Here is a 12129-nt window from a genome sequence, read left to right as displayed (position 1 = left end):
TTAAGGGAAGAAATCAAGCTTTGGTAATCGGGGCGTATTTAGCCAGCAATTTTTTGACGCCGATCGGAGCGGGGAATGCGATATTCAGCTCCAGATCCTCCCCTTCCCCCTGCACTTTTACCACTGTCCCGATTCCCCATTTTCCGTGTTTCGCCTTGTCTCCAACCATCCAGTCAAAGTCGGTGTTCGGCTCCCGGCGCACAGGGCTTCGCTTCTGCACGGATGCCAGCGGGGTCACGTTCTCATTTCCTCCGACGGCCCGCACCAGTTCCTTGGGAATCTCCTCCAGGAACCGGGACGGCAGATAGGAATTGGTCTGACCGTAAATCGTGCGCGTCCGTGCCCGCGTAAGATGAAGCTCCCGCTCGGCACGGGTGATGCCGACATATGCGAGGCGGCGCTCTTCCTCCATCTCCGTTTCATCATCCAGGGAACGAACGTGTGGAAAAATCCCCTCTTCCATCCCGATCAAAAAGACATAGGGAAACTCCAATCCCTTTGCGCTGTGCAGGGTCATCAGCGCAACCGCATCCCCGTCTTCCTTCTCCGCTTCTTCATCCAGCGCATCAATATCGGAAATCAGGGCAAAGTCGGTTAAAAAGGCGACAAGGGATTTATCCTCGTTTTTCTTCTCAAACTCCTGTGCCACCGAGAGAAATTCCTCGATGTTCTCCAACCGGCCCGCTGCTTCCAGCGTATTTTCCTTCTTCAACTCAGCCCGGTATCGGCTGCGCTCCAGCATCTCCTCCGTGATTTCCGAAGCGGACAGATAGTCAATCATCGCATGGAACTCGCGGATCATGCTGACAAATTCGCTGATCGGGTCGAGCGTCCGCTTCGTCAGGCCGATATGTTCCGGCTCGAGCAAGGCGCTGAACAACGAGAGCTGATGCTCCCTGGCGTATCGTTCAATCTTTTCCAGCGAGGCTGCTCCGATTCCCCGGCGCGGCACATTGATCACACGCATCAACGACAGGTCATCGTGCGGATTGACGATCAGCCGGAGGTAAGCCAGGATATCCTTGATCTCTTTCCGTTCGTAGAATTTCATTCCACCGACCACGGTGTAAGGAATATTGGATTTGAGCATCACTTCCTCCACCACGCGGGACTGCGCATTGGTCCGGTACAAAACGGCATAATCACGATAATGATTTCCTTGCCGGCGTCCTTTCAAAATGGTTTCCGCCACATAATACGCTTCTTCATGCTCCGTTCCCGCCTCAAACTGGCAGATCGGCTCCCCCCGGTCGTTTTCCGTCCACAAGTTTTTCGGTTTCCGCTCCGTGTTATGGGCGATCAAATGGTTGGCCGCCGCCAGAATGTTTTTCGTGGAGCGGTAATTCTGCTCCAACTTGATGACGGTCGCTTCCGGATAATCCCGTTCAAAGTTGAGGATATTGGAAATATCGGCGCCGCGAAAGCGGTAAATCGATTGGTCCGAATCCCCGACGACGCAGATATTTTTATGATGTCCTGCCAAAAGTCTGACCAGTACATACTGAGCATGGTTGGTATCCTGGTATTCATCGACATGAATGTACTGAAATTTGCGCTGATAATAGTCTTTCACTTCCGGATTGAGATCAAACAAACGAACGGTTTCCATCAGCAGGTCATCAAAATCGAGCGATTCATTGGTTCTCAGCTTCTGCTGATACTTCGCGTACACATCGGCCGCCACTTCTTCCAGCAATGTCCGAGCCTGCATCTTCATGCGCTCAGGTCCGAGCAGTACGTTTTTCGCCTGGCTGATCTTGTTGAGAAGCGAACGGGGTTCAAACTTTTTCGGATCGAGGTTTTCCTCCTTCAGCACCTGCTTGATCACCGTCAGCTGGTCTGAGGTATCGAGGATGGTAAAGTTGCGTGAATATCCGAGGCGGTCAATATCCCTCCGCAAAATGCGCACGCACATCGAGTGGAAGGTGGAAATCCAGATCTCCTCAGCCGCCGACCCCACCAGTGAAGTGATCCGTTCCTTCATTTCCCGGGCTGCTTTATTGGTAAATGTTATGGCGAGAATATTCCAGGGATGAATGCGTTTCTCCGCCAGCAGATACGCAACCCGATGCGTCAATACACGGGTCTTTCCGCTGCCCGCACCGGCGATGATCTGGACGGGACCTTCCGTCGTCTCCACCGCTTTTCTCTGCATCGGGTTCAACCCCGCCAGCAAGTTCTCCGTCGAGCGCTGATCCAGCATCTTTTCACCCTTTCACATCATTTTTCAAATCTTTTGGTTCGAGGGGCACGGCATCCGCCTTGTCCGTCGCCGGCCCCTGCTCCGGTTCGGTCAAACGCTTCTTCGTTTCCTGCACCCATTTCACTGTTCGCACCGCCATTTCCACATTGCGATATACAAGGTTTCCCACCACTACCGTATCAGCAAGCTCAGCCATTTTTTCAGCCTGTTCCCGGTTGCTGATCCCGCCGCCGTAAAACAACTGTGCCCGTTTCAACTGTTTGCGCGCCGCCAGCACCATCTGCGGATCGCCAAACCGTCCGCTGTATTCGATATACATAACCGGCCACTCAAACAGGTGTTCGATCAAACGGGCATACGCAGTGACATCAGCCTCTTGCAGCAGGGCATCCGCCTTTGTCAAACGGCTGACCTTGGCATCCGGATTAAGAATCACGTAGCCGAGCAGCAGGCATCTTTCCCACGGAATCAAATCGCCATACTGCCTGATCGCCTCAAAATGCATGCCGTGCGCCCATTTCATCTCTTCGGTGTTGAGTACGGTCGGAATCAAATATCCGTCAAATCCCGGAACGACGGAGGACAAATCGGATACTTCCTGCACGCACGGGACCGAATACCGGCGAATCCGTTCGAGCAGAGCGGATGTATTGGCAAAGGTGATGCCATCCGTCCCTCCCACGACAATGGCATCCGTCTCCGAAAGACAAATCATCTTCAGGGCCAGATCGGACAAAGCACGGTTCGGGTCCAGCTTAAACACATGCCGCCAGCCAGCTGCCATTTGCTTGATCATATTGTCACGTTCCCTCCGCCCAAAACTACAAATCCTATTATACAAAAAAAGAGCGCCAACCTCCTACTCGGTCAGCGACCTTTTTTGATTCTTTCTCACTCACCCGCCGGATCCGGCGTACCGGGCGTTCCATACAGCCGGTCCAGCGCCAGTTTGTAACCATCCGTTCCGTAATGAAGACACCGCTTAACCCGGGAAATCGTCGCCGTGCTGGCCCCGGTTTCCGTTTCAATCTGATTGTACGTATATCCTTCCTGAAGCATGCGGGCCACTTCCAAACGCTGGGCCAGCGACTTGATCTCGCCGACCGTGCAGAGATCATCAAAAAAACGATAGCAATCCTCTATCGTCTCCAGTTTCAGAATCGCATGAAAAAGTTGGTCGACTTCTTTCTTATTCAGCTTATTCAGTTGCATGCGTCCATCCTCCTCTTGGCGGAAGGAAAATCCTTTCATCCTTTAACGTATCACCTTCGACAAGTATATCAAAAAATCCCGTTTATCGAAAAGAGACTTTCCCGGTCTCCGGCAAAATATTGACCCATGTTTTCCCCGGGAGCAAGCCGACTTCTTTTCCGTCCTTGAAGGGAACAATCCAGCCGTCGCGGAATCTCCATTCGATCGGAATCCCTTTCCCTCGCTGGAACAGGTAACCTTTTCCCTTTCCCGTCACATCGACCTCCCGGTGGCCGGCCGCATCAAGCACCCGATGCCGGGCGAAGATCACCAACACGTTTTGCATCGACAGAGGCTGCCCCGTGTCACGGTCGGTTTGCTTCTCACCTTCAGTATACCGGATATAAGCGTTTGTGGCACGATCATATTGATAACCCGCGGCATAAAGCGGATGGTAAACGAGATGGATTTCGGAGGCCGCCTGCCCGTTTTCTGTGGCCGGAGCATCTGCGAAATGGTAACCTCCCCGGATGGACGGCACTTCTCCCTTTTTTTCGGCGGCCTGTTCCAACTCCTCCAGCCGGGAGTACAGATTGTGCGGCGGCTTGCGAAATGATACCCGCGTAAAATAACGCGCATCCTGATGAATCCCGTCCAGATGCGGAATATCCCCTTCCCTGATCTGCTTCAGGGCACCGGTCGACCCTCCTGCATGGACGACCACCGCATGCGCCCTTTCAGCCAAATCGAGATAATAAGGGCGAACACTGCGCACCGGCCCTACCGTTCCGTTCAGATCATTGAAATAAAACGCGGCAAACCGCGTAATCTCCCCTTCCGCCAGAATCTCCACCACCACATCCGCCCGCTGGAGCCCCGACTGCGGCCGCGCCTGGCGATGGTTATTGATCATCACCATCAAAAGCGGACGCTTTCCCTCGCTGATCGGCGTACCGGTTAACGGGCTCAACGCTGCCGGCGGAGGCTGCTCTCCTTTCGGCTCGGACGGGGCGTGCGGTTTGGCGCAAGCAGTGAGCAACAACGCGATCACCATGATCCATGGCCAACGTTTTCTTTTCATACGAAGCCCTCCTTTTTCTGTTGCCTGCCCGGAAAAATCGCCATCCCTTACCATATACTCCGCCCACACGGGGAAAAGCCTGCATTTTTTTGCAAAAAATTTGATACAATTAGCAGAGACAGGAAGAAGTGACCGGAGGTGAAAAAAGTGGCTTACCATGTGGAAACCCGCGGCCTCGAAGAACATCAGCACCCGTTTTACGTGATCCGCTATGCCGTCGTGCAAGACGGAGAAGAACTTTTGGCCAGCGTGGCCCGCTACATTCAAACCCTGAACGGGTCCAAAGTGCAGTTTCTGGAACCGGACATGAAAAAACTGCAACGCCAGCCTGACGGAATGAAGATGATCGATGAAATTGAACGCGTGATCAAGGAAGAAGGCGCACGTTTGGCTGAGGAATTAAACAATAAGCAAGGATGACCATAAAACCCCGTCTTATTGGGGTTTTCATTTTTTCCTCTGGGTGAATGTATGATGCCATCCCCCTGCTTGTATTGAAATTCAATAAAAATATATCCCAAAACGATAAGATATGTTTTATAATCAAACCGACAATATGTAAGCGGGGGGCTTTCGATATGAAGGAAACACTTTTTTTAAAACTGACTCTTATTTTTATCGGAATCATGGTTCTTGCACTGTGCATTTTTTTGGTTCCCAAGATCGGGAATTTTGCTGCAGAATTGTATCCGGATCTCTCTTATTTGAAACCTCTCATTTTAATTGATATGTACGCGGCAGCGATCCCTTTTTACATTGCTCTGTATCAATCCTTTAACCTTTTAAGCTATATAGATAAGAAGCAAGCGTTCTCGGAATTGTCGGTAAAAGCTTTAAAGAATATAAAATTCTGTGCCATCACTATCAGTACCCTATACCTGCTGGGAATGCCACTCTACTATCTGATGTCAAAAAAATTGACCCTCCAAGTTTTATGCCAATCGACTTGGTTATTATATTCGCCTCTATGGTGGTCGCTGTTTTTACTACTGTTCTTCAAAAACTTTTACAAGATGCTATTAATATAAAATCAGAAAATGATTTAACGATCTGAGGTGAATAACAACGTGGCAATAATAATCAATATTGATGTGATGCTGGCTAAAAGGAAAATGAGCGTCACGGAACTTTCAAAGAGGGTCGGGATAACGATGGCCAATCTTTCGATCTTGAAAAATGGAAAGGCAAAAGCGATTCGATTTTCAACTTTGGAGGCAATTTGTAAGGCTTTGGACTGTCAGCCCGGAGATATTTTAGAATACAAAAGCGACGAAGACACGAAAGAATCACATTGACATTTACTTGTTTCCGAAATACCGGCGACACGCCTTTTCCTGGTCGGCATCCCAGGCTTAAAGCCGGCAAGGTCTTTCAGAACGAATGCCAGACAGATACCCGATTTCACAGACAAAGGCTGTTGACCTTCTTTTGTCAACAGCCTCAGGGATCACCTTGCGCAACATTTGTAAGTCGTAATTTTGTTTACGAATAACTGCTTTTACTCATTGATGTTCCTTTATCTTCAGATGCCCTTTCCTCCTCAGTGATTCAGGGAAATTTGAAAAATAATAAAAATCAAACTCTCCTTGCTGATCTATGCTTTTTATTATACATAGGTAATAGTGACAGTTCTTGTTTTACCGCCGACCTCTCTTACTGTGATTACCTTATGATTGTTTGGAACAGATGTCTTGAAGACACCCAGAATCCGGTCATGCCGTCACACTTTCGGTCCTCTTCTCATCGGGACGGCTTTCATCAAGGAGACAGGAATTCCCTTCCTCGGGGGCCAATTACATTTCCGGTAAAGGCTTTGCTTTTATGATTTCTGATCGTCCAGTGACTTATTAAAACCCCTTTGTATTTGTTTACATCATGAAGCGTATCGTATCTTTTCTTTGATACCCGGATAATCCCTTTCGACGGTACATAACTCGTCACAGGTCCTATAAATTTCCCGTTATGAACACCGGTCGGTCCCTTAAAATAAACCCCTACACACGCTCCCCTTTGGAGTATCGCCATTCATACTCCTCCTCTTCTCATTTTCTCTATAAAATATTCTTTTTTAATTGAAATGGTATAAACATGTACCTTTACACCTTGTCGGACAAAACAAACTTTACCGACAAGCTGTACCCCTCAAGGGAGCCGTTTTCGGTGTTTGGATTCAGGGGTGTTTACGGAACCTGTCGATTCCATATTCCTTACTTCAATATTCTCCTTTTATGACAAAAAAGGAGCCCCGAATGGTTCCGGCCAGTTTAGACTTCTGCCTGGCAAATTTAAACTTCCCTTCCAATTCCGCCGGTACTTCCATCCCCTCAGAAAGCTTAAAACCAACGGCCCGCTTCTTCGGTTCATCAATCGAATACATGACGTTGACCACAAGGCCGTTCTCATAAAAGACGTAAGCCATTTTGATATTTTCCACTTGAAAACGCGACGTTTCCAAAGGTTTGGCCTGCAACTCAATGCCACGTTCTTCTTTCAAAATCCGATTCACGTAATCAAGGGTTTCTTGGCTTTCGAAAGCCGGTACAACCGTAAATGCATGCTTGTATTTATTCATAAAGTAACGCGCTTCATTCGCCCGTAACCCGGCAAGCGCTTCTGCCACAGGTGAAGATTCCAAACCAACGGCAGATACATTTTTAAAATCAACGATATAGGCCATTTTCAACTCTCCCTTGTAAGTTCACGGCAAACACATAGGTGTTAACAAATTCCGCAGTGTGAGTAGTTTGGCTAAAAACAGCTGAAACATGTACCGCCTTTATATAAAGAAAAACCCCCCAAGCACGGGGGATTGATTGAAAAAATCAAGCTTCCGTATTTTCCAGATCCCAAACCTCGATAAAATGAAATCCAACCAATCCGCCAGACTCGACGGCTTCTTTAAACTCATTAGATACAAACACCTTCCACTGCACCCGGTCATCCAAATATATCCGGAAAATATGTTCACTTGCAATTTTTTCTTGAACAAATGCATGTTTTTGCAAACCAACCCGAAGTCCTGTTTCCAACTGTTTAATAACTGCACGATCGTAATCAATCGCATTAATTGCATTAATGACATGTATCCCATAAAATCTCTTTTCCACATGATGAAGTGGCAATACCTCTGCCCTGCCTTTTAAAAAATCACTAAAACACGGACTGCTTTTTCACTAAAAACAGGAATAGGACAATCCCAAAAATGAGGACAGTCACTATCCTCGCCTTCATCGATCGTACATACCTCCACAAAACCCCATTGATCTGCAAGAGGCGCGATTTGAATCAGCAGCTCATCCAATTTAGAATAGCGATCAAAATCTCGATACCCTAATGTTTCAAAACCATCCAATGAACTTTTCAATTGCCACAGTTTCATGATCATCCCGCCATCGCCATTTGCCGCAGGGTTTTAAATCCGCGTTTTCCCCGGGCCAGGCTCCTAATGAATCTTAATTAAAAAACTGTACACGGCCTGCCCATCAGTTCTTCCGTTACTGTCATTCCAAAAGACGAATAAATCATAAATGTAATCTCCATGCTCCCGAGGTAAACGAAAGGTATCTTCAGGTTTTAGTTTAGTTATTTTTCGATCTTTTCTACTTATCAGGTTAATGGTACTTGGTTGGGGAGATTGATCAAATACAATTGTTAATGGGTCGCCCGGTTTTGCCGTGGTTTGTTGTGTAACCTTTATTTTATTCAAATCAATGTCATTGCATGGTGTGTCCCAACAGATCGTTTGTTCTCTGTATTTTACAGGCTGATCATTGATTTTAATAACCGGAGACGGGGCTTTATTGCCTTCCAAATGATCGCTGCAGCCTGTGAGAAAAAGCCCAAAAATAACAAAAAACATCAGAACCTTGTTCATTTCATCCCTCCTCAGTCATTAAGGATTTTGAAATCTTGGACTAACATTGTTCTTATCTTTTTAAGCACCGGCATCATGCAGGGAACTGATTGAAACGCCCAGCGAGGTAAGCTAGAATGAGAAGGAACGAATCGAGAGAGGAGATATTGATCCGTGGCGATTAAAGGTACGATTGAACTGGAAAATGGAGAAAAAATTCATCTCGAATTTTTCCCGGAAGCCGCGCCGATTACGGTTAAAAATTTTCAAAAGCTGGCCAATTCCGGTTTTTATAACGGCCTGATCTTTCATCGCGTCATTCCCGGATTTGTGAGCCAGGGCGGATGCCCTCACGGGATTGGCACGGGCGATGCAGGCTACACCATTCCCTGCGAAACGAATGGTAACCCGCACAAACACGTGCCGGGCGCGCTGTCGATGGCACACCGCGGGAAAGATACCGGTTCATGCCAGTTTTTTATTGTCCATGAAGCGCAACCGCATCTCGACGGTGTTCATACCGTGTTCGGCCGGGTGACGGAAGGGATGGAACACGTGCTGAATATGAAGCAGGGCACTGTGATGAAGGAAGTTAAAGTCTGGGAAGAATAACCCGCCATCACACATGGGTCGGCTGTTGGGCCGGCCTTTTTGTGTTGAAATGGTTTATGGACAAACGCTCCGGGCGACCGTTCTCCGGTCATGCGCGGGAACGATCGCCGAGGATCAAATATCCTTTTATTCACAAAAAGAATTCACGTTTTCTCTGGGTTTGCATTTGTAAATCCTGGCAATTCCTTCAGCCATACATTGGGCATAGTGATCCAAAAATGCCGAATCGGCCAGGAGATGATTTTCTTTTGAGTGCGTGATAAACAGCGAGGCAATGGAAATGGCCGGCATTTTTGTCTTTCTCAACACCGGAAGCTGTCCGCCGAAAATCTCCGTATCATTCTTTTTGCCCAGATCGACAACCCCGTACCGGCGCAAAAAACAGGCGATCTGATTGTGAAGCCAGCACTGAATCCGCCGCGTTTCATAACCGGCGATCACACTGACATAAGAAGCAAATCCCGACAAGGAAGAATCAGGGGATGCATTGGTATGAATACTCAAAAATAAATCCGCATCCTGTTCATTGGCCCACCGGCTCCGCTCTTCCGCACTGACATTGATGTCGATGGAGCGGGTCATGGTTACTTTGATCCCCTCATAGGCAAGCAGTTTCCGCCGCAGACGATAAGCGATATCCAGACAGACGTTCTTTTCCAGCAGGGAAAAGCCGATCGCGCCAACATCCTCCCCTCCGTGTCCGGGATCAAGACAAACCAACATGACCAAAATCCCCCCTTTCACCGGTTTTCTCAAATGTGATTCACTACTCAGTTCCCGACTTTTCCCACCCCCAAACTCCAAAAAAACCTGAAAAAAAGAATCTTTTGCGGCGATAAAACGGCAAAAAGCCGCCCCCAGACGGGCAGCCTCTTGCTTAAAAGCTTTCGCGAATCACCAATTGATCAAGGGAAAAGCGGGTTGTCGGCCGTGCCGGTTCCGCTGCTTTACCGATCGAAATCAGCATGACCGGAAGGTAACGCGAAGGAATGTTCAACTCCTTGATCAACGCTTCGCGGTCAAATCCACCCATTGGGCAGGTGTCGTATCCTTTCGCTTTTGCCGCCAGCATCAACTGCATCGCGGAAAGGGAAGCGTTTAAGATCGCCGAATCCCGGGCCACTTGCGGATTATTTTCATAAGCGGCGTTCACCTGTCTGACCATCGTCTCATATACTTCCTTGGGAAGCTGCCCTTGTTTGTAGGCCGTTCCATATACGTCGTGAACAGAGCGATTCGCTTCCAGGTCACCCAGAATCACCACGGTGGCGGAAGAGTTCACCACCTGATCCTGATTGAAAGCGATCGGCAGGATGCGCTCTTTCACCTCCGGTTTCGTAATCACCAGATAACGCCAGTGTTGCAAATTCCAGGCTGAAGGCGCTTTAGCCGCCAGGGTCAAGATTTCATCCAGCTCCTCGGCCGGAATTTCCACCCCGGGCGTAAATTTGCGTACGCTTCCCCGTGCTTTAATCACTTCGATTGCATCATAAACCTTCGCTTCCACCTTGATAACCCCCTGCTTCATCACCTTCTCCCGCAGGTTGCTGCGGTTGCTTCTATTATACTTTAAAAAAGTAACTTAGTAGATAAATACAAGTTTTTTTCATGAAAGTGTATTGCTTCCCCGCGATCTTGTCTCCTGTATTCTGCCAAAGAAGCCGTTGCGGCATGTATGTTCATTCTGACGGTTTTTCAGTTCTCTTCCTTTTTCACAAAACAAGCGACACATTCCACATGGCCGGTATGGGGAAACATATCGACCGGCTGCACCTCGGTAACCTGATATCCTCTTTCCTTTAAGTATTTGGCGTCCCGTGCCAGTGTGGCCGAGTTGCAGGAGACATAGACAAGGCGCTCGGGGCCCATGCCGACTGCGGCATCCAATGTTGCGGGGCCGCATCCCTTGCGCGGGGGATCGACGACGATGACATCCGGGCGAATCCCTTCCCGCAGCCAGCGGGGCATTACCTCTTCCGCACGGCCCACCTCAAAATGGACATGGTTCATATGGTTCAGCCCGGCATTTTCTTTGGCATCCTGAATCGCTTGCGGCACGATTTCCACTCCGTAAACGCGGCGAGCCTTTTTGGCCAGATAGAGGGCAATCGTTCCGATGCCGCAATAAGCGTCAATGACTGTCTCCTCGCCGGAAAGTTGGGCATAACGAACAACTTGATCATATAAAACCTTAGTCTGTACAGGATTTACCTGGAAAAAAGAGTGCGGTGAAATGGCGAAGACCACATCGCCGATTTTGTCATGGATCACGTTTTCTCCCCACAAGACGCGCGACTTTTCTCCCAGCACCACATTGGTCCGCTTTGTGTTGATATTTTGCATGACCGATTTGAGCTGCGGAAGGGAGTCAACCAGTTCCCTCACCAACTCCTTTTTGTGTGGAAGGTGCTCGCCATTGGTGACGAGGACGACCATCATTTCCCCGGTGTGATACCCCGTCCGCACCATCACATGGCGCAACACACCACGATGCTTGACCTCATCATAAATGGGAATTTTCAGCTTCCGTGCGAGCTCTTTCACCTTGGCCACAGCCTGATCGTTGGCGGAGTGCTGAATCAGGCATGATTCCATGTCGACGATTTCATGGGAGCCGGAAGCATAAAACCCGGCGACAGCCCGCCCGTTGATCCAGCCAAAGGGAACTTGCGCTTTGTTTCGGTAACGCCAAGGCTCATCCATCCCCAGCACGGGATGAATGACAACATCCGTCATTCCCCCAATCCGCATAAAATGGTCCATCACCTGTTGCCGCTTTTGCTTTAACTGCATCTCATAGGACAGATGCTGCAATTGGCAGCCGCCGCATTGTTCATAGACGGGGCAAAGCGGCCGGGTTCGGTCGGGATGGGCTGAGACGATCTCTTCCAAGACCGCCTTGGCATACGTTTTCTTCACCTGCGTAATTCTTGCGCGCACTGTTTCCCCCTGCACGGCCAACGGAACAAAGACGGTAAACCCTTCCACTTTCCCCACTCCCGCCCCGTCATGCGCATGCCCGGTGATCATAAGCTCAATCACTTGCCCTTTGGTAACAGGTAGCTTTTGCAAATCATCTCCAACTCCTTCATCATCTCTTGTCAAACAGAATTCCCGTGAGCTTAATCAATATCGGAAGGGGGGACACCTGCGCCCCGGCCGGCGCCTCACAGAAAAAGCGTTCACCAA

At 49.0% G+C, this 12129-nt stretch carries 13 protein-coding genes and 2 pseudogenes; 4 read left to right on the top strand and 11 right to left on the bottom strand.

Annotation, left to right across the window (positions count from 1 at the left end; all coding sequences use genetic code 11):
* Positions 1-13 precede the first annotated feature (13 nt).
* The 4 genes and pseudogenes from pcrA to JG50_RS0105425 all read right to left on the bottom strand — a co-directional run bounded on the left by pcrA (position 14) and on the right by JG50_RS0105425 (position 4475).
* The gene (gene pcrA / locus JG50_RS0105440) at positions 14-2203 is read right to left on the bottom strand and encodes a DNA helicase PcrA (RefSeq protein WP_033100091.1); all 2190 of its coding nucleotides are present in this window, start codon (positions 2201-2203) and stop codon (positions 14-16) included.
* Positions 2204-2312: 109 nt separating this feature from the next.
* Positions 2313-2999 (bottom strand): annotated as a pseudogene (gene pcrB / locus JG50_RS0105435) (heptaprenylglyceryl phosphate synthase); the annotation flags it as partial.
* A gap of 95 nt (positions 3000-3094) precedes the next feature.
* A complete protein-coding gene (locus tag JG50_RS0105430) occupies positions 3095-3415 on the bottom strand; it encodes a YerC/YecD family TrpR-related protein (RefSeq protein ID WP_033100169.1) in 321 nt (106 codons plus the stop codon).
* Positions 3416-3497: 82 nt separating this feature from the next.
* Positions 3498-4475 carry a DUF3048 domain-containing protein gene (locus tag JG50_RS0105425; protein ID WP_033100090.1) on the bottom strand — a complete coding sequence of 326 codons (978 nt, stop codon included), beginning with the start codon at positions 4473-4475 and terminating at the stop codon, positions 3498-3500.
* Between the two features lie 147 nt (positions 4476-4622).
* On the opposite strand from JG50_RS0105425, the gene JG50_RS0105420 reads away from it, so the two are divergent.
* The 3 genes and pseudogenes from JG50_RS0105420 (at position 4623) to JG50_RS0105410 (ending at position 5770) form a co-directional block, all read left to right on the top strand.
* Positions 4623-4895, top strand: a complete 273-nt coding sequence (locus JG50_RS0105420) for a hypothetical protein (protein ID WP_152568490.1) — start codon at positions 4623-4625, stop codon at positions 4893-4895.
* Positions 4896-5053: 158 nt separating this feature from the next.
* Positions 5054-5529: pseudogene (locus tag JG50_RS18110) on the top strand (DUF2975 domain-containing protein).
* A gap of 13 nt (positions 5530-5542) precedes the next feature.
* Entirely contained in the window at positions 5543-5770 is a 228-nt protein-coding gene (locus JG50_RS0105410) for a helix-turn-helix domain-containing protein (protein WP_033100088.1), read from the top strand.
* Positions 5771-6687: 917 nt separating this feature from the next.
* On the opposite strand, the gene JG50_RS0105400 is transcribed toward JG50_RS0105410, so the two are convergent.
* The 4 genes from JG50_RS0105400 to JG50_RS0105385 form a co-directional block, all read right to left on the bottom strand.
* Positions 6688-7152 (bottom strand): hypothetical protein, encoded by a 465-nt coding sequence (locus JG50_RS0105400; RefSeq protein WP_033100086.1) that lies wholly within the window; start codon positions 7150-7152, stop codon positions 6688-6690.
* Between the two features lie 145 nt (positions 7153-7297).
* Positions 7298-7597, bottom strand: coding sequence for an imm11 family protein (locus tag JG50_RS0105395; protein WP_033100085.1), 300 nt, complete (start codon positions 7595-7597; stop codon positions 7298-7300).
* A 17-nt stretch (positions 7598-7614) separates the two neighbouring features.
* Entirely contained in the window at positions 7615-7854 is a 240-nt protein-coding gene (locus JG50_RS0105390) for a hypothetical protein (protein ID WP_033100084.1), read from the bottom strand.
* Between the two features lie 63 nt (positions 7855-7917).
* Positions 7918-8349: a hypothetical protein gene (locus JG50_RS0105385; protein WP_033100083.1), complete on the bottom strand. Its 432-nt coding sequence runs from the start codon at positions 8347-8349 to the stop codon at positions 7918-7920.
* Positions 8350-8502: 153 nt separating this feature from the next.
* On the opposite strand from JG50_RS0105385, the gene JG50_RS0105380 reads away from it, so the two are divergent.
* Positions 8503-8940, top strand: coding sequence for a peptidylprolyl isomerase (locus tag JG50_RS0105380; RefSeq protein ID WP_033100082.1), 438 nt, complete (start codon positions 8503-8505; stop codon positions 8938-8940).
* A gap of 126 nt (positions 8941-9066) precedes the next feature.
* Here the strand turns inward: JG50_RS0105380 and JG50_RS0105375 are convergent, their stop codons facing one another.
* From JG50_RS0105375 to rlmD, 3 genes are all read right to left on the bottom strand, one after another.
* Complete coding sequence (locus JG50_RS0105375) at positions 9067-9663, bottom strand: N-acetylmuramoyl-L-alanine amidase family protein (RefSeq protein WP_052154022.1); 597 nt, start codon at positions 9661-9663, stop codon at positions 9067-9069.
* 154 nt (positions 9664-9817) lie between these two features.
* Complete coding sequence (locus JG50_RS0105370; protein ID WP_052154021.1) at positions 9818-10468, bottom strand: nitroreductase family protein; 651 nt, start codon at positions 10466-10468, stop codon at positions 9818-9820.
* 167 nt (positions 10469-10635) lie between these two features.
* Positions 10636-12045, bottom strand: a complete 1410-nt coding sequence (gene rlmD, locus JG50_RS0105365) for a 23S rRNA (uracil(1939)-C(5))-methyltransferase RlmD (protein ID WP_235281614.1) — start codon at positions 12043-12045, stop codon at positions 10636-10638.
* Between the last annotated feature and the right edge of the window lie 84 nt (positions 12046-12129).

This window comes from Thermoactinomyces daqus, from assembly GCF_000763315.1.
GTDB classification, from domain to species: domain Bacteria; phylum Bacillota; class Bacilli; order Thermoactinomycetales; family Thermoactinomycetaceae; genus Thermoactinomyces_A; species Thermoactinomyces_A daqus.
Note: the sequence above shows the minus strand (reverse complement) of the source record. Positions and strands in the feature narration are given on the sequence as shown.